Consider the following 17,659-nt stretch of genomic DNA (forward strand, 5'->3'; position numbering starts at 1 on the left):
AGCTAGTGCATGTCATCGTTTGACTACCTTAAGACCGCGATTCGCCAGCAGGGGTGTACCCTGCAGCAGGTCTCTGACGCCAGCGGTATGACCAAGGGTTACCTCAGTCAGTTACTGAATGCGAAAATCAAAAGCCCCAGCGCTCAGAAGCTGGAAGCACTGCACCGTTTTCTCGGCCTTGAATTTCCACGTCGGGAGAAAACCATTGGCGTCGTGTTTGGTAAGTTTTACCCGCTGCACACCGGCCATATCTATCTGATCCAGCGTGCCTGCAGCCAGGTTGACGAACTGCACATCATTATGTGCTTCGATGAACCGCGCGACCGCCAGCTGTTTGAAGACAGCGCGATGTCACAGCAACCGACGGTCAGCGACCGCCTGCGCTGGCTGTTGCAGACCTTTAAATATCAGAAAAACATTCGCATTCACTCGTTTAACGAAGAGGGAATGGAGCCTTATCCCTACGGCTGGAATGTCTGGAGCGACGGCGTAAAGGCGTTTATGGACGAGCAGGGTATTCTCCCGAACCGTATTTACACCAGCGAGGAGGGCGATGCGAAACAGTTCACCGCGCATCTGGGGGTGGAAACCATCGTTATCGATCCCCGTCGCTCCTTTATGAATATCAGCGGTGGCCAGATCCGTCAGGATCCGTTCCGCTACTGGGAATACATTCCCACCGAAGTGAAGCCCTTTTTCGTACGAACGGTGGCGATCCTCGGCGGCGAATCGAGCGGTAAGTCCACGCTGGTCAACAAGTTGGCCAACATCTTTAACACCACCAGCGCCTGGGAATTTGGCCGCGATTATGTCTTTTCGCATCTGGGCGGGGACGAGATGGCGTTGCAATATTCGGATTACGATAAGATCGCGCTGGGGCAGGCACAGTACATCGATTTTGCGGTGAAGTACGCCAACAAAGTGGCCTTTATCGACACCGACTTTGTGACCACCCAGGCATTCTGTAAGAAGTATGAGGGGCGTGAGCATCCGTTTGTGCAGGCACTGATCGATGAGTATCGCTTCGACCTGGTGATCCTGGTAGAGAACAACGTGCCGTGGGTGGCCGATGGCCTGCGCAGCCTGGGTAGCTCTGTCGATCGCAAAGAATTTCAGTCGCTACTGATCGCCATGCTGGATGAAAACAACATCAAGTACGTCCACGTGGAACAGGACAGCTACGACGAGCGCTTTCTGCGCTGTGTGGATCTGGTTAAACAGATGCTGGGCGATCAGAAATAGTCGCCCTTATTAATGCGGGTGCAGTAATTCCGCGTATCGCTGCCGGGGATGGTTTGTGAGTCCGGCCGGCAGCGTTCAGCGCCTCGCGGCAGCAATCAAGGCCGCCGCGAGGCGATGATCAATAAACAATAACGACTTTACCGCGCATATGGCCGTCCAGCACCAGCTGGTGGGCTTCCGTCAGCGTCTCCACGCTCAGACCCTGCAGGGTTTTGCTCAGTGAACCCGCCAGCTTGCCTTCGTCCAGCAGCGCTGCTGTCGCCTGCAGAATCTCCCCCTGCCGCGCAATATCCGCTGTGGTGAACATGCTGCGTGTATACATAAACTCGAAGTGCAGCGCGGCACTCTTCAGCTTCAGTTGATCCATATTCAGCGGTTTTTCATTTTCAACAATGGTGCAGATATGACCCTGCGGGGCGATCAGCTGGCTCATTGCTTCCCAGTGGCCGTCGGTATCGTTCAGGCAGAAAATATAGTCGACCTGTTTGATACCCTGTTGCTCCAGCTCACCCGCCATATCTCGATAATCAATCACCAGGTCGGCCCCGCGTTCCCGGCACCACTGGGCAGAATCCGGGCGTGAGGCGGTCGCAATGACCGTTACCTTGCTGTGCAGTTTAGCCAGGGGGATAGCCAGCGATCCCACGCCGCCCGCACCGCCAACGATCAGCAGGGTTTTGCCCGCCGCTGCCTTATCCAGCTGCAGGCGATCGAACAGGCCTTCCCATGCTGTCAGGGCGGTCAGCGGGATCGCTGCGGCTTCAGCCCAGTCCAGGGTGCGGGGTTTATGGCCGGTAATGCGGGCATCGATCAGCTGCTGGCTGGCATTGCTGCCGGAGCGGGTGATGTCACCGGCATAATAGACTTCGTCACCGGCTTTAAAACCGGTCACTTTACTGCCGGTGGCCAGCACCACGCCGCTGGCATCCCAGCCGAGCACGCGCGGCTGTTCAAGGCCATTTTTCTGTGCGCCTTTGTGAACCTTGGTGTCCACCGGGTTGATGGAAGCGGCTTTCACCTCAACCAGCAGGTCATAGTCACCCGCGACCGGCTGAGGGTACTCAATAGCAATAAACTGCTGCGGATTTTCTGGATTGATCGCAATCGCTTTGGTGGTCATAGCATTTCTCCTGAATGATGTGCTATCAGTGTAGGGAAAATAAACCCTGATGATAAGATGGACAATAACGCACTCAGTGTTCGCGAGGGATGAACAATAATGTTTAAACAGTTGCAGGATATGGCCCTGTTTGCGCTGGTCGCAGAATGCGGTAGCTTTACCGCCGCAGCGAATCGCGCAGGATTACCGAAATCCAGCGTCAGCCAGCGCGTTGGCCAGTTGGAGCTGGCGCTGGGCCTGCGGCTGATCAATCGTACGACGCGCCAGCTTAACCTGACCTTTGCCGGTGAACGCTATCTGGTCCATTGCCAGGAGATGCTGCAGGCCAGTGAGAGGGCGGCGACGGCCATTGAACGGCTGCGTGATAATCCCAGCGGCCGTTTGCGTATCACCTCACCGGCCGGCATTGGTGCGACGTTACTGGCACGGCTCAATACCGCTTTTCAGCAGGAATACCCGGACGTCACGCTGGATGTGTCGGTTTCCGATGAGATCTGCGATTTGGTGCAGGGCGGGTATGACGTGGCGCTGCGCACCGGCAGACCGCAGGATTCCTCGCTGATCGGTCGCCGTATTGGCTACTGTGAAAGACTGCTGGTAGCTTCACCGGACTATCTGGCAGCCCATCCACCGCTGGCCCATCCCGGCCAGCTGTCTGAACACCGTTCCATTGCCCATCGCGCGTGGAATGAATGGGTACTGAAACGGGGGGAGGAGTATTATCGCTGGCTGCTGCCGCCTGCTCATGTCACGGATAATCTGGTCTATGCACGCGAATGCGCGCTGGGCAATGCCGGGATCACTCTGCTACCGCGCTTCTTAACTGAAGACGGGTTGTTGCAGGGAAGGTTGTTGAGGGTGCTACCGGAGTGGGAAATGGAAGGCAATGAGCTGTGGCTGGTGTATCCAGGCCGTAAGCTGAATTCCCCTGCGCTGATGCGGTTTATTGATTTTGCGATACAGTCCCCGATATTCCGGGAATTCTACACATAGGGGGCGATCGCGTGTTCCGGTCGCCCCGTGACGGGCCGACCGGAACAGGAGGTCAGTCCTTACTTGATCATACGCTTGTACTTGATACGTTTTGGCTCCAGTGCTTCTGCACCCAGCGTACGTTTCTTGTACTCTTCGTATTCAGTAAAGTTACCTTCAAAGAACTCGATTTTGCCTTCATCCTGGTAGTCCAGAATGTGTGTGGCAATACGGTCAAGGAACCAGCGGTCATGCGAGATCACCATCGCACAGCCCGGGAATTCCAGCAGGGCGTTTTCCAGCGCGCGCAGGGTTTCAATGTCCAGGTCGTTGGTCGGTTCATCCAGCAGCAGCATGTTGCCGCCCACCTGTAACAGCTTCGCCAGGTGCAGACGACCACGCTCACCCCCGGACAATTCGCCGACGCGCTTGCCCTGATCAACCCCTTTAAAGTTAAAGCGGCCGACGTAGGCACGGCTTGGCATCTCGGTGTTGCCGATACGCATGATGTCCTGACCACCGGACACTTCTTCCCACACGGTTTTCGACCCGTCCATGCTGTCGCGGAACTGATCAACCGACGCCAGTTTTACGGTCTCGCCCAGCACGATGCTGCCGGAGTCCGGCTGTTCCTGACCCGACATCATGCGGAACAGGGTCGATTTACCCGCGCCGTTCGGCCCGATAATGCCGACAATTGCCCCTTTCGGCACGGAGAAGGAGAGATCGTCAATCAGCAGACGGTCGCCGTAAGACTTGCTCAGGTTGCTGACCTCGACCACTTTATCGCCCAGGCGTGCGCCAGGTGGAATAAACAGTTCGTTGGTCTCGTTACGCTTCTGGTATTCGGCGTTGTTCAGCTCTTCAAAGCGGTTCAGACGAGCCTTACCTTTGGATTGCTGGCCTTTCGCTCCTTTGCGCACCCACTCCAGCTCTTTCTCAATCGACTTGCGACGAGCGGCTTCTGAAGAGGCTTCCTGTGCCAGGCGGGCATCTTTCTGCTCCAGCCAGGAAGAGTAGTTTCCTTCCCATGGAATACCTTCACCGCGGTCCAGTTCCAGGATCCAGCCCGCCACGTTATCGAGGAAGTAACGGTCGTGCGTAATCGCCACCACGGTGCCTTCGAAGTCGTGCAGGAAGCGTTCCAGCCAGGCGACGGATTCTGCATCCAGATGGTTCGTCGGTTCGTCGAGCAGCAGCATGTCGGGTTTTTCCAGCAGCAGGCGGCACAGTGCGACGCGACGGCGTTCCCCCCCGGACAGATTACCGATCTTCGCCTCCCAGTCCGGCAGACGCAGGGCATCGGCCGCACGTTCCAACTGGGTATTCAGGTTGTGGCCGTCGTGCGCCTGGATGATCTCTTCAAACTTGCCCTGCTGCGCGGCGAGTTTATCGAAGTCAGCATCCGGCTCGGCGTATTTCGCGTACACCTCGTCCAGACCTTTCAGTGCGTTAACGACTTCGGCAACGGCTTCTTCTACCGATTCACGCACGGTGTGTTCCAGGTTCAGCTTCGGTTCCTGTTCCAGATAGCCAATTTTCAGGCCTGGCTGCGGACGCGCTTCCCCTTCGATATCTTTATCGATGCCCGCCATGATGCGCAGCAGAGTGGATTTACCCGCACCGTTCAGACCCAGTACGCCGATCTTGGCGCCCGGGAAGAAGCTGAGGGAGATGTTTTTTAAAATATGACGCTTCGGCGGAACGACTTTGCCGACGCGATGCATGCTATAGACGAATTGAGCCACGTTGGGTTGAGCCTCTTAGGGTCTGGGTTTTAATTGGGGCAAAAGAAGTGCCCACTCAGATAGCGGAGTTTAGCTGTTTTCCCCCCTTAATCACAGCCGCCAGGCAGACGATTATCCCGATATCAGCGCAACGGCCTGATTTTTGTTTGATTTATAATCAGCGGCAACTATGCTGTTTTTTTGTCTTATAAATTAGGGGGATATCGATGCGCGTTCTGATAGCAGCGGAAGAAAATGCCTGGGGAGGCATGATCCAGCAGTTTCGTCAGAGGCTACCCGATGTCGAATTTATTGCCTCTGCTGGCCATGCCGCAGAGAGTCTGGCGGGGTTTGATGCACTGATCCCGGGTATGGCGAAAGTCGATCGCCGGCTGTTGCAGACGGCCGATCGCCTGAAGCTGATCCAGCAGGCTGGCACGGGCCTGGAAGGGGTGGATGTCGACGCGGCGCGGTCGCGTGGCATTGCAGTGGCGAATGTGCCGTCGGATCGTTCCGGTAATGCGGACTCTGTTGCCGAACTGGGGATCTGGATGATGACCGGCCTGGCGCGGCGGATCAGCGAGGTACCGCAGATGCTCGCTACCCGCCAGTTGGGTTTGCCGGTGGGCATGGGGCTGAAGGGAAAAACCGTCGGGCTGGTCGGGCTGGGCGGCATTGGTAAAGCACTGGCGGAGCGGCTGTCAGCGTTCGGCATGCGGATGATTGGCGTCAAGCGCCAGGCCTCCGATGATTTTGCGCGCCAGCACCGTCTGGACTGGGTGGGGGGAATGGAGCGTCTTCCACACCTGCTGCGCGAAGCGGATTTTGTTGTGCTGAGTCTGCCTGACAATGCGGAAACACATCACATTATTGATGAACCGGCGCTGGCGAGGATGAAGCCGGGCAGTTTCCTGATCAATCTCGGTCGCGGTGGTCTGATTGAGAAACCCGCGCTGATGGCGGCGCTGGAGAGTGGGGCGCTGGCCGGGGCCGGGCTGGATGTGTTCTGGCAGGAGCCGCCCGATCCGCAGGATCCGCTGTTTGCCCTTAACGTGATCGCCACCCCGCATATTGGTGGCGTTACCGATATCTCACTGGAGGGCAACGTCACCGGGGTCTGTGAAAACCTGCGCCGTCTGCGCGACGGGGAAGCGATTTTAAACCGCTGGTGAGCGGTCGCACCGTCCCGATGAGGCCCACCCGACAGGGGATACCCCGGTTACGGGGTAATAATGTCAATACCGATATCCTGCAGCGGCGCGGCGTCGCTGACCAGCCCGTCAAAGGCGCTGAGATCGGCAATTCGCGCAGGCAGCACTTTACCAAACTTGCTGCTGTCGCCCACCAGCAGGCGGGTGCGTGCACGCTGTAAGGCCAGCCGTTTGAGCGGCAGCTCGTTCAGGTTATAGCAGCTGGCGCCCTGATCAACGTCGATACCTGCCGCCGAAATAAACGCTTTATCCGGGCACAGGCTGTCCATCACCGACAGCTGCCCGAGCGGGGTAAAGATAGCGTTATCCGGGTGGAATTCGCCGCCGCAGAGGATCACGCGACAGGCGGTTTTTTCTTTCAGCGCCAGGAAGGTATTCATCGCGCAGCAGACAGCGGTAAACGGCAGATCGCCGTCAATCGCATCAATAATCCACGGCACGGTCGTGCCACAGTCGAACCAGACCATCTCCCCGGGCTGGATCAGCGTGGCGGCATGCTGTCCGAGCCGCCGTTTACGGTCGACATTTTGTTCCTGCTGGTCGGAGACAAAATAGTGCAGCTGATGCCGCAGGGGATCGCTGACAATATATCCCCCCAGCAGCAGCACCATACCCGGCCCCTCATTCAGATCGCGGCGGATAGTCATTTCAGAGACCCCGAGCAGATGCGCCGCCTCTTTCAGATGGATCTTGTCGGTGCCTTTCAGCGCCTGGACCAGCTTGTTGATACGCTCTGCGCGCCGGGTTTCCATGGGTTTTCTTCCAGTTGTCGCGGAATTTGCAGTTTACCTTCAACAGGATAGTGCTGCAAACAACAAGGGCCGGCCCGTCAGAAAGGCCGACCCTTATTCGATCATCCCCGGGGCGATCCTGTTTCGCCCCAAGGGCTTTTACGCCGCGCTGCTGCGAATTTTCGCTCCCGAAATCAGTGCCGCCCCGATTGCCTTGTGGCACAGAATAATCGAATGGTGATTCGCCGCCAGCGGGATAATCTCCAGATGCGGACAGACTTGACCCAGGCCGTTATCGGCCAGCGCCAGCATCTCTGCGCCGTCCACGCCCTCCATGCTGAGGTCGGCAAATTCGGTGGCTTTAAAAAGCGTCACGCGGCTGTGGCTGAGCGGGGCGCTCAACGGCTGGTTGTTCATTTCCAGCTCCAGCTGTTCGATGCGCAGCGCACGTGCTGCAGCCTCGCCTTCAATGCCGATCATTGCCAGAATCGGGGCGAGCATTCCGGCCGCAATACGCTGCTGGAATTCGGTCTGGTAGAGGCTGTCGAGCAGGCAGAGATGAATATCGCGATAGCCGAGCTGTTCCAGCTGAGCGGCGATCTCCAGCGCAATAATCCCGCCCAGCGACCAGCCCAGCAGGCGCACCGGCTGCTGACGTGTCAGGCCCTGGCTGACCATATGTTGCAGATAATAGCTGGCCAGCGCCGACAGCGAGGAAATACGTGGCTGGTTGAACAGGTTGTAATTATTGATGCCAATGGCATTTAACTGCCCTTCGAACGACGCTGCCAGATCGCGGTAAATCTCACAGCCGACCACGGCAGGGTGCACCATCCATACCTCCTCCGCCGTCGCGGGTGCGTTCAGCCGCTGGGTCAGCCGGAAATGAGGGGCAGGCTGGTTGAGCTGCAGTAGCAGGTTGTGCAGGGGTAAAGGCGCGTGTGGCGTCGTGTTCTGTGCCGCCTGCCCGGCGATGGCCAGCGCCTGCGCGCTCAGGGTGCTGTGGGCAAACAGCGTTTTCATTTCCAGCGCTATGCCCTCGCGCTTCAGTTTCACCATCAGCTGGATGGCATGCAGCGAGTGACCGCCGAGGGCGAAAAAGTCATCGTCGCAGCCAATCTGTTCGACCTGCAACAGTTCGCGCCACCATGCTGCCAGCTTGCGCTCACCTTCGCTTTGCGGCGCGCGGTATGCACAGGCTTCCGTCAGCCGCTCCGGCGCGGGCAGGGCTTTACGGTCGAGCTTGCCGTTCGGCGACAGCGGGAAGGCCTCCATACGCACAAACGCACAGGGGATCATAAAGTCCGGCAGGGTGGATTGCAGGTGCAGACGCAGCGACTCGCGCAGAGCGGGGATGGGCGGGGCGACCAGCCACGCGATCAGCCTTTTATCCCCCTGGCCGTCATCGCAGGCCATCACCACGACATCCTCGACGCCGTCAAAGCGGGCGATCTGCTGTTCAATTTCACCCAATTCAATACGCAGACCGTGAATTTTGACCTGGAAATCGTTACGGCCCAGATACTCAATGCTGCCATCCTCCAGCCAGCGTGCCAGATCGCCGGTTTTGTACAGGCGCGCCGTCGCTTCGTCACTGAACGGGTCGGGAATAAAACGTTCGGCGTTTAACGCCGCACGGTTAAGGTAACCGCGCGCCACCTGAACGCCGCCGATATGCAGTTCACCGCTGACGCCTGGCGGTAGCGGTTGCAGATGGGCATCAAGAATATGCAGTCGGGTATTGGCAACCGGTCTGCCGATGGGGACAATCCCGCGCGTATCATCGCGCTGGCAGTGCCAGTAAGAGACATCCACTGCCGCTTCGGTCGGCCCGTACAGATTATGCAGTTCTGCCTGCGCTAACTGCTGGTGGAAACGCTGTACTGCCGCCAGCGGCAGCGCTTCGCCACTGCACATCACCCGACGCAGGCTGGCGCACTGCGCCATGTTGCCGTGGCGCAGGAACAGCTGCAGCATGGAAGGAACAAAATGCAGGGTCGTGACCTGCTCACGGGCGATCAGCTGGCTGAGATACTCCGGATCCTGATGGCCGCCGGGTTGTGCTATTGCCAGCCGTGCGCCGACCATCAGTGGCCAGAAGAACTCCCAGACAGAAACATCGAAGCTGAACGGCGTTTTCTGCAGTACGGTATCCTGAGGCGTAAGGGCATATTCTTCCTGCATCCACTGCAGGCGGTTCATTACGCCGAGGTGCTCATTCATCACCCCTTTCGGCTTCCCGGTGGAGCCGGAGGTGTAAATCACATACGCCAGCGATCGCTGCGGGCTGGCCGACAGTGACGGCAGGTTACGATCACTCTGCGTTTGCCAGCACGCGCGATCGTCATGCAGGTGCCAGACCCGGTGTGCATCACTCAGCAGGGGAGCCAGCGCCTGTTTCCCCGCATCGTCCAGCAGCACCAGTCTGGCCCCGCAGTCTTCCAGCATATGGCTCAGACGATCGGTCGGGTAGTCCGGATCGAGGGGGACATAGGCGCCGCCGGCTTTGAGGATGGCGAGCAGGGCAGTCACCATCTCGCTGCTGCGGGCTGCACACAGTGCCACACGGTCGTCGGGGCCGATCCCTGCCTGACGCAGCTGTGCCGCCAGGCGGTTAGCACGCTGATTCAGCTGCTGATAGCTGACGCTGCCGCCGTGGCCGCAGAGTGCGATGGCCTGAGGTGTGCGATCGGCCTGTTGTTCAAACCAGCGATGAATGCCATCCGGCAGCGGCCACGTCCGTTCCGTATCGTTCCAGCTGCCGAGGATCTGCTGCCGCTCGTTGGCCAGCAGCAGGGGAAGGTTGGCCAGCGGCTGCTGTACACCGTGATCGAGCAGATGATCCAGCATTTGCAGCAGGCGATCGGCGGTGCGCCGGGCCTTCTCAGCGCTGAACCAGGCCTGGTTCATGTTGAACTCCAGCAGCGGGGGATCGCCAGGGTGATAGTGACGGAGATAGAGCGCCAGCGGCATCTGTTCAAAGCCGTGATGCAGCGTTTCGACTTTCAGCGGGTGGCCTTCCAGCTCAATGTCGGTCGGGAAGGTTTCCAGTGAAAAACTCAGGTCATACAGCTGGCGACGTCCCTGCTGCCCCAGGCGCAGATGACGGTTCAGCTCGGCAATCGGGAAGCGTTGGTGACGGTAGCAACGACGCAGCTCTGCAGCGATCTGCACCATCAGCGCGCTGAAAGGCTGGCGGTGGTCAACATGCAGCTTCACCGGGATCATGGAGGAGAACATGCCCAGGGTTTGCTTATACCGGGCGCTGCTGCGGTTATGCACCGGTACGCCTACTGTCACCTGTTCAACCTGCCACAGGCGGCTGTACCAGCAGGCGAGCAGGGCGGTCATCAGGTGCATGGGTGAGCACTGGTGCGCTGCCGCCAGCGTGCAGAGCTGTTGATAGCGTTCGGAAGGCAACTGACGGGTAATCTGCTGGCTTGGCCATACCTGATCGGCGGCAAAACCCGGGCGGCGATCCATGCCCGCCGGCCCGGCATCCGCAAAGCGATCCAGCCAGAAGGCCCGGTCATGCTCATAGCGGGTGGAGTGCATATACGCCTGATCATTGGCGATAAAGTCCCGGTAATTATACACCGCCACGGGGGAGGGGATCTGCCCGCTTTTCAGCTGCTTATAACGATCCATGATCATGCCGCTGAGCAGGGAAACGGAGGTACCGTCGACAATAATATGATGGGCATTAATCAGCCAGTAACCCGTCGTTGCACTTATTTTGATAAAAACACAGCGCCAGAGTAATTCTTCATACAGTTTAAAGGGTTGATTGAGTTTTTCACGGAAATAGTACAAAGCTTTCTGGCGGGCATTTTTATCCAGACTAAAATCGTGGTATTCGAGAGTCAGGTCTCTATTCGATACGGTCGTCTGAATGACACCCTGTTCGCTGTCTTCTAACGTTAATTTAAGTGCATCATGCTGACTGAATATTTCTTTTATTGCCCGATTTAACAGTGGGATATCAATATCCCTTTCGATGCGCCACAGCGCGCCCACGTTGTAGCAGGGCGTGGAGGGCGTCAGAAGCTGATCGAGCCATACGGCCTGCTGTACGCTGGTTAAGGGATAAATAGCCACGCGAGTACCTCCATTAAAGGATCGGTAAATTAAAATTCATAACAATACAGGAAAGTAGTATATGAATATTTCCGAAATATGAAATGAAATTAAATTTATTTCTTTATGAAGAATATTCAGTAACGACGGGTAATTGTAATATAACGGTCGGAGATATTAATCTATTAATGAGATGGCCATTTATTTAATTGCATTAATTAACCTGGCTGGAAAGAGTAAGAATGAAGGGAAAGACGATGGCTGGGAGTCGGTAATTTTTACCGGTTACGGGATAATAAGGTTCACTGAGCTGGGGCGAAAAATAAGATCTGCCCCGGCATATTATTCCGCCGGGGCGACGTTGTTTTCTGGTCGCCCCGGGCCGGTGATTTATCGCGGTGGCGGCACTAAATCGTCACTAGTCCGCGCACGCCGTCGGCTTCCATTTCATTGCCGGCCCCGCGCTGCACGATCTCACCGCGCGACATCACCAGATAGCTGTCGGCCAGTCCGGCGGCAAAATCATAGAACTGCTCAACCAGCAGGATCGCCATATCGCCGCGTGCGGCAAGCTGGCGGATCACCGACCCGATCTCTTTGATCACCGAGGGTTGAATACCTTCGGTCGGCTCATCCAGGATCAACAGCTGCGGCCTGCAGGCCAGCGCCCGCCCTATAGCCAGCTGCTGCTGCTGGCCGCCGGAGAGATCCCCGCCGCGCCGCTGCTTCATCTGCCACAGCACCGGAAACAGCTGCCAGATCTCTTCCGGTACCCGGGTTGCCTGAGCGCCGGAAAAACGGGCCAGGCCCATCAGCAAATTTTCTTCCACCGTCAGGCGCGGGAAGATCTCCCGACCCTGTGGCACATAGGCGATCCCCGCCTGCACGCGCTGGTGCGGTTTGCGGTGGTTGATCGGCTGCCCCTGCCAGTGGATACTGCCGGACTTCGCCGGGATCAGCCCCATCAGGCACTTCAGCAGGGTCGTTTTCCCCACGCCGTTACGCCCCAGCAGGCAGGTAATTTCACCCGGTTGAGTGTCAAATGACAGCCCGCGAAGAATATGGCTGCCGCCGTAATATTGATGGAGTTCAGTGACCTGTAACATATTATCGCCCCAGATAGACTTCAATGACCTGCTCGTTAGCCTGTACCTCGCGCAGCGAACCTTCCGCCAGCACCTGGCCCTGATGAAGTACCGTGACATGGTCAGCAATGGTTTCGACAAAGCCCATATCGTGTTCCACTACCATCAGCGAATGCTTCCCGGCCAGCGTGCGAAACAGCTCGGCGGTATAGTCGGTTTCTGCGTCGGTCATGCCGGCGGCGGGCTCATCCAGCAGCAGCAGGTGCGGATCCTGCACCAGCAGCATGCCGATCTCCAGAAACTGCTTCTGCCCGTGAGACAACATTCCGGCGGGACGCTGACGCTGGCTGTCAAGACGCAGCAACGCCAGCACCCCGGTAATGCGATCCTGCTGCTCACTGTTCAGCCTGGCCCGCAGGCAGGCCCACACCGACTTATCGGTTTTCAGGGCAATTTCCAGATTCTCAAACACCGTCAGCGCCTCGAACACCGTGGGTTTCTGAAATTTGCGTCCGATGCCGATTCGGGCAATGTCCACCGGGGAAAGCGTGGTGAGATCGGTGCTCTGGTCATAGAACACCCGGCCACTGTCCGGGCGGGTTTTGCCGGTGATCACATCCATCAGTGTGGTTTTTCCCGCGCCGTTGGGGCCGATGATACAGCGGAGTTCGCCGACGCCGATCTGCAAAGAGAGGTCATTCAGGGCCTTAAAGCCGTCGAACGCCACGGTAATATTCTCCAGCTGTAACACCGGGTCGGTTTGTTCGCGGTGGCGATCGGCCCGGTGGGGCTGGGTAAACAGGTGCTCAGTCATCTTTCCTCCTGCGCAGCAGGCCAATCACCCCGTTTGGCAGAAACAGCGTGACGAGGATAAACATCAGCCCTAAGAAAAACAGCCAGTATTCCGGGAAGGCGACGGTAAACCAGCTTTTGGCCCCGTTAACAATGCCGGCCCCCAGCAGCGGGCCGATCAGCGTCCCGCGCCCGCCCAGCGCCACCCAGATGGCGGCCTCAATGGAGTTGGTGGGTGACATCTCGCCGGGGTTAATAATCCCGACCTGTGGGACGTACAGCGCCCCGGCCAGCCCGCACAGCACGGCGGAAAGCGTCCAGACAAACAGCTTAAAGCCGCGCGGATCGTAGCCACAGAAAGCGAGGCGATTTTCCGCGTCGCGCACCGCCGTCAGCACGCGGCCAAACTTGCTGCGCGCCAGCATCAGGCCCACGGCCAGGCTGCCTGCCAGCAGCAGCACGGTGGCGATAAACAGCCCGATACGCGTGCCGGTTGCCGTCACCGGAAAGCCCAGCAGGGTGGTAAACCCGGTAAAGCCATTGTTACCGCCAAAGCCGGTTTCATTCCGGAAGAACAGCAGCATCCCGGCATAGGTCAGTGCCTGGGTCATGATGGAAAAATAAACTCCTTTGATTTTCGATCGGAAAGCAAACCAGCCAAACACCAGCGCCAGCAGGCCGGGGACCAGCACAATCAGGCACAGTGCCCAGGCAAAGTGCTGTGTTCCTGCCCAGAACCACGGCATCTCTGTCCAGGACAGAAAGGACATAAACGCCGGCAGACCGTCTCCTGCCGCCTGGCGCATCAGGTACATGCCCATCGCGTAACCGCCGAGGGCGAAGAACAGCCCGTGGCCGAGCGACAGCATCCCGGCGTAACCCCACACCAGGTCCAGTGCGACTGCGACAATGGCATAACAGAGAATTTTACCCACCAGCGTCAGCGTATAGGTTGAGATAGCCAGCGGATGATCCGCAGGAAGCAGCGCGAGAAACGGCAGCAGCAGCAGCGCGAGCAACAGCGCCGTACCTGCGGCGGTCACCAGCCGCGGGGATTTTTGTACCAGGGTCAGCGTCATGGGTTGCGTCATCAGTCAGTCACCCTTCCTTTAACGGCAAACAGGCCCTGAGGCCGTTTCTGAATAAACAGCACGATCAGCACCAGAATCAGGATCTTACCGAGCACTGCACCGATCTGTGGCTCCAGCACTTTGTTAAGAATGCCCAGCCCGAGCGCAGCCACCACGGTGCCGGCCAGCTGGCCGACGCCCCCGGTCACCACCACCAGGAAAGAGTCGATGATATAGCCCTGGCCGAGCTCCGGGCCGACGTTGCCTAACTGCGACAGTGCGACACCGCCCAGTCCGGCGATGCCGGAGCCGAGGCCAAATGCCAGCATGTCCACGCGCCCGGTCGGTACGCCGCAGCAATCAGCCATGGCGCGGTTTTGCGTCACCGCCCGTACGTTCATCCCGAGGCGGGTTTTGTTCAGCAGCAGCCAGGTCAGCGCCAGCACCCCGGTAACAAACAGGATCACCGCCAGTCGGTTGTACGGCAACACCAGATTAGGCAGCACCTGCAGTCCGCCGGACAGCCAGGGTGGGTTGGCCACCTCCAGGTTCTGCGCACCAAACAGAATGCGCACCAGCTGGATCAGCATCAGGCTGATGCCCCAGGTGGCCAGCAGGGTTTCCAGCGGCCGGCCGTACAGGTGGCGAATGATGGTGCGTTCCAGCGCCATGCCGATGGCCGCAGTCATAAAGAACGCCACCGGCAGCGCCAGCAGCGGGTAAAAGGCCAGCCATTCCGGGGCGAAACGCTGGAACAGGTTCTGTACCATCCAGGTGGCGTAAGCGCCGATCATCAGCATTTCACCGTGGGCCATATTGATCACCCCCAGCAGGCCGTAGGTGATCGCCAGACCGAGCGCGGCCAGCAGCAGCACCGATCCCAGCGACAGTCCGGTAAAGGCCTGGCCCAGCAGATCGCCGGGCAGCAGACGATAGCGGATCTGCTTCAGGCTGTCGGTGGCGGCGCTGCGGACGCGGGCATCGGTCTCATTCTGCGGCTGCAGCAGCTGCTCCAGACGGGCCTGTGTCTGTGGATCGCTGGTTTCACCCAGCCGTTTGACCGCTTCCAGCCGTACCAGCGGGTTGGCATCGGCCAGTTGCAGTCCGGCGACTGCCTGAGCCAGCACCTCATGAACGGTGGCGTCCTCTTCGGTCGCCAGGCGCTGTTTCAGCAGCGGGAGTTGATCGCCCGTGGCTTCATTCTGTAATGCGCGTGCGGCCTGCAGCCGGACAGCCGTGACCGGACTGACCAACTGATGAGCGGCCAGCGCGGAGGCGATCATCACGCGCAGGCGGTTATTCATAAACAACTTTTTGGTCTTCCCGGTGGGGGCTGCGCTGCCCTCCAATGCCATCAGACGATCGTTAACACGGGTATAGGGCTGTTTCTTCTCATCCAGCACCACATTTTCGCTGTGCAGAGCCTGTAGCAGGGGCAGGCGCGCGGCATCCGGTGCGGCGGCCCACTGCTGTAAGAGGCGGAGTTGATCGCTGCGGCTGGCAGCAGCGAAGTCGACGGCCGGCCCGGCCTGGGCCATCAGCGGCAGGCAGAACAGCAGTAACAGCAGGAATCGCATCATCATCATTCGCTCTCTTGCGTGCTGAGGAGGGGCGGGAGTCAGTGGCCCGCCCCGTGACGGGATCAGTGGCTGGCTTTCACCGGGTGGTCGGGCTTCTTGTCGTTACCGGCGATATAGGGGCTCCACGGCTGGGCGCGCACCGGCTTGTCAGTCTGCCAGACGACGTTGAACTGACCGTTATCTTCAATCTCACCAATCATTACCGGTTTGTGCAGATGGTGATTGGTCTGGTCCATGGTCAGGGTAAAGCCATCCGGCGCGGCAAAGGTCTGTCCGGCCATGGCCGCACGGACTTTGTCCACATCGGTTGTTCCGGCTTTTTCTACCGCCTGTGCCCACATATGAATGCCGACGTAAGTGGCTTCCATGGGATCATTCGTCACCACGGTATCCGCATTTGGCAGCTTGTGGGCTTTGGCATAAGCGCGGTAAGCCGCAACGAATCGCGCGTTGGTCGGGTTATCGACGGATTCGAAGTAGTTCCATGCGGCCAGGTTCCCTACCAGCGGTTTGGTGTCGATGCCGCGCAGCTCTTCTTCCCCGACGGAGAAGGCGACAACCGGCACATCCGTGGCTTTAATGCCCTGGTTGGCCAGTTCTTTGTAGAACGGCACGTTGGAGTCGCCGTTGATGGTGGAAACCACGGCAGTTTTGCCGCCGGCAGAGAACTTCTTAATATTGGTTACGATAGTCTGATAGTCACTGTAGCCAAACGGCGTGTAGACCTCTTCGATATCGCTGTCCTTCACACCTTTGGCGTGCAGGAAAGCGCGCAGGATCTTGTTGGTGGTACGCGGATAAACGTAGTCAGTACCCAGCAGGAAGAAGCGTTTCGCGCTGCCGCCGTCTTCACTCATCAGGTACTCCACGGCCGGGATGGCCTGCTGATTTGGCGCGGCGCCGGTATAAAACACGTTTGGCGACATCTCCTCGCCTTCATACTGAACTGGGTAGAACAGCAGTCCATTCAGTTCCTCGAATACCGGCAGCACCGATTTACGTGATACCGACGTCCAGCAGCCAAAGACGACGGCGGCTTTATCCTGAGTGAGTAACTGACGGGCTTTTTCCGCAAACAGTGGCCAGTTAGAGGCCGGGTCGACCACCACCGGCTCCAGTTTTTTCCCCAGCACCCCGCCTTTCGCGTTGATCTCTTCGATGGTCATCAGCGCCACGTCTTTCAGCGGTGTTTCGGAAATGGCCATGGTGCCGGACAGGGAATGCATGATCCCCACTTTGATGGTGTCGGCAGCCTGAACGCTCCAGGAGAGTCCCATGGCGACTACGCTGGCAGACAGCGCAAATGCTTTGATCAACGAACGTCTCTTCATCAGTAATCCCCTAACATTGAGTTGGATGAAACGATATGGTGTCTGGCCTGCTGGAGCATATGGACGGTGATTTTTCTGACTTCGGCGCGGCTGACGGCAATATGGTCGGTCAGAATGCGCCGGGCCTCCTCGCTGTGCTGGTGCAATATCGCGCGCAGGATGCTCGCGTGTTCGTTATAGGTGGCGCTGATACGATCTTCACGGGTGAAGTCAAGGCGGCGAATTATGCGGATTTTTTCCGTCAGCTCGCCGTGAATGCGCGTCATTTCACCGTTGCCCACCGCCGCCACCAGGGCGATATGGAAGGCCTCATCGTGCAGTGACACCGTGTTGCCATCCGCCAGGGGGGGCTCCGTGATCCAGACGCCAATCGGCCGCGCCAGCAGACGTTCCGTCTCGCCGGCGGGCAGCCGGCACAGGCGTTTCACCGCCTCGCACTCCAGCACGATGCGCAGGTCGTACAGCTCCTCAAAGTAGGCGAAATCAAACTGCCGCACCTGCCAGCCCCGGCGGTGCCACACCTCGACGTAACCTTCGCGCTCCAGGCGGAACAGCGCCTGACGAACCGGGGTGCGGCTGACCGCGAAGCGTTCGGCCACTTCATTTTCACTGAAGGCATCCCCCGGCATCAGGCGAAAATCGAAGATGTCATTTTTCAGCTGCTGGTAGACACGATCGGCCAGCGCTTCCGGCCGGGGCGGGCTGCGTTTGTCGTCCATGT

At 58.5% G+C, this 17,659-nt stretch carries 13 protein-coding genes; 3 read left to right on the forward strand and 10 right to left on the reverse strand.

What is annotated here, in order from left to right; all coding sequences use genetic code 11:
* Positions 1–9: 9 nt before the first annotated feature.
* The gene (nadR, locus tag EPE01S_RS16690; RefSeq protein ID WP_062747365.1) at positions 10–1,242 is read left to right on the forward strand and encodes a multifunctional transcriptional regulator/nicotinamide-nucleotide adenylyltransferase/ribosylnicotinamide kinase NadR; all 1,233 of its coding nucleotides are present in this window, start codon (positions 10–12) and stop codon (positions 1,240–1,242) included.
* Between the two features lie 118 nt (positions 1,243–1,360).
* Here the strand turns inward: nadR and EPE01S_RS16695 are convergent, their stop codons facing one another.
* Positions 1,361–2,362 (reverse strand): zinc-binding alcohol dehydrogenase family protein, encoded by a 1,002-nt coding sequence (locus EPE01S_RS16695; RefSeq protein WP_062747367.1) that lies wholly within the window; start codon positions 2,360–2,362, stop codon positions 1,361–1,363.
* A gap of 96 nt (positions 2,363–2,458) precedes the next feature.
* Between EPE01S_RS16695 and EPE01S_RS16700 the strand changes: the two genes are divergently transcribed.
* Positions 2,459–3,355: a LysR family transcriptional regulator gene (locus tag EPE01S_RS16700; RefSeq protein ID WP_062747370.1), complete on the forward strand. Its 897-nt coding sequence runs from the start codon at positions 2,459–2,461 to the stop codon at positions 3,353–3,355.
* Between the two features lie 59 nt (positions 3,356–3,414).
* On the opposite strand, the gene ettA is transcribed toward EPE01S_RS16700, so the two are convergent.
* Complete coding sequence (gene ettA / locus EPE01S_RS16705; protein WP_062747373.1) at positions 3,415–5,082, reverse strand: energy-dependent translational throttle protein EttA; 1,668 nt, start codon at positions 5,080–5,082, stop codon at positions 3,415–3,417.
* 206 nt (positions 5,083–5,288) lie between these two features.
* On the opposite strand from ettA, the gene EPE01S_RS16710 reads away from it, so the two are divergent.
* On the forward strand, positions 5,289–6,233 hold the full coding sequence (locus EPE01S_RS16710; protein ID WP_062747375.1) for a 2-hydroxyacid dehydrogenase: 945 nt from the start codon (positions 5,289–5,291) through the stop codon (positions 6,231–6,233).
* Positions 6,234–6,280: 47 nt separating this feature from the next.
* Here EPE01S_RS16710 and deoR read toward each other — a convergent pair whose 3' ends face one another.
* The 8 genes from deoR to EPE01S_RS16750 form a co-directional block, all read right to left on the reverse strand.
* Positions 6,281–7,024 (reverse strand): DNA-binding transcriptional repressor DeoR, encoded by a 744-nt coding sequence (gene deoR / locus EPE01S_RS16715; protein WP_062747377.1) that lies wholly within the window; start codon positions 7,022–7,024, stop codon positions 6,281–6,283.
* A gap of 138 nt (positions 7,025–7,162) precedes the next feature.
* A complete protein-coding gene (locus tag EPE01S_RS16720) occupies positions 7,163–11,101 on the reverse strand; it encodes a non-ribosomal peptide synthetase (RefSeq protein ID WP_062747379.1) in 3,939 nt (1,312 codons plus the stop codon).
* Positions 11,102–11,487: 386 nt separating this feature from the next.
* Positions 11,488–12,186, reverse strand: coding sequence for an urea ABC transporter ATP-binding subunit UrtE (urtE, locus tag EPE01S_RS16725; RefSeq protein WP_062747381.1), 699 nt, complete (start codon positions 12,184–12,186; stop codon positions 11,488–11,490).
* Position 12,187: 1 nt separating this feature from the next.
* Positions 12,188–12,979 carry an urea ABC transporter ATP-binding protein UrtD gene (gene urtD / locus EPE01S_RS16730; protein WP_062747383.1) on the reverse strand — a complete coding sequence of 264 codons (792 nt, stop codon included), beginning with the start codon at positions 12,977–12,979 and terminating at the stop codon, positions 12,188–12,190.
* Complete coding sequence (gene urtC, locus EPE01S_RS16735; protein WP_062747385.1) at positions 12,972–14,048, reverse strand: urea ABC transporter permease subunit UrtC; 1,077 nt, start codon at positions 14,046–14,048, stop codon at positions 12,972–12,974. The genes urtD and urtC overlap by 8 nt, the downstream gene beginning before the upstream one ends.
* Positions 14,048–15,607, reverse strand: a complete 1,560-nt coding sequence (gene urtB / locus EPE01S_RS16740) for an urea ABC transporter permease subunit UrtB (protein ID WP_373279684.1) — start codon at positions 15,605–15,607, stop codon at positions 14,048–14,050. The genes urtC and urtB overlap by 1 nt, the downstream gene beginning before the upstream one ends.
* Positions 15,608–15,669: 62 nt before the next feature.
* Positions 15,670–16,938, reverse strand: coding sequence for an urea ABC transporter substrate-binding protein (urtA, locus tag EPE01S_RS16745; RefSeq protein WP_062747389.1), 1,269 nt, complete (start codon positions 16,936–16,938; stop codon positions 15,670–15,672).
* Positions 16,938–17,657 carry a GntR family transcriptional regulator gene (locus tag EPE01S_RS16750; protein WP_062747391.1) on the reverse strand — a complete coding sequence of 240 codons (720 nt, stop codon included), beginning with the start codon at positions 17,655–17,657 and terminating at the stop codon, positions 16,938–16,940. The genes urtA and EPE01S_RS16750 overlap by 1 nt, the downstream gene beginning before the upstream one ends.
* Between the last annotated feature and the right edge of the window lie 2 nt (positions 17,658–17,659).

This window comes from Erwinia persicina NBRC 102418 (genome assembly GCF_001571305.1).
Classification (GTDB): domain Bacteria; phylum Pseudomonadota; class Gammaproteobacteria; order Enterobacterales; family Enterobacteriaceae; genus Erwinia; species Erwinia persicina.

Bases quoted from the DNA above. Each gene is read 5' to 3' on its own strand.
- nadR (WP_062747365.1), top strand. From the start codon at position 10: ATGTCATCGTTTGACTACCTTAAGACCGCGATTCGCCAGCAGGGGTGT.
- EPE01S_RS16695 (WP_062747367.1), bottom strand. From the start codon at position 2,362: ATGACCACCAAAGCGATTGCGATCAATCCAGAAAATCCGCAGCAGTTT.
- EPE01S_RS16710 (WP_062747375.1), top strand. From the start codon at position 5,289: ATGCGCGTTCTGATAGCAGCGGAAGAAAATGCCTGGGGAGGCATGATC.
- deoR (WP_062747377.1), bottom strand. From the start codon at position 7,024: ATGGAAACCCGGCGCGCAGAGCGTATCAACAAGCTGGTCCAGGCGCTG.
- urtE (WP_062747381.1), bottom strand. From the start codon at position 12,186: ATGTTACAGGTCACTGAACTCCATCAATATTACGGCGGCAGCCATATT.
- urtD (WP_062747383.1), bottom strand. From the start codon at position 12,979: ATGACTGAGCACCTGTTTACCCAGCCCCACCGGGCCGATCGCCACCGC.
- urtC (WP_062747385.1), bottom strand. From the start codon at position 14,048: ATGACGCAACCCATGACGCTGACCCTGGTACAAAAATCCCCGCGGCTG.
- urtB (WP_373279684.1), bottom strand. From the start codon at position 15,607: ATGATGCGATTCCTGCTGTTACTGCTGTTCTGCCTGCCGCTGATGGCC.
- urtA (WP_062747389.1), bottom strand. From the start codon at position 16,938: ATGAAGAGACGTTCGTTGATCAAAGCATTTGCGCTGTCTGCCAGCGTA.
- EPE01S_RS16750 (WP_062747391.1), bottom strand. From the start codon at position 17,657: ATGGACGACAAACGCAGCCCGCCCCGGCCGGAAGCGCTGGCCGATCGT.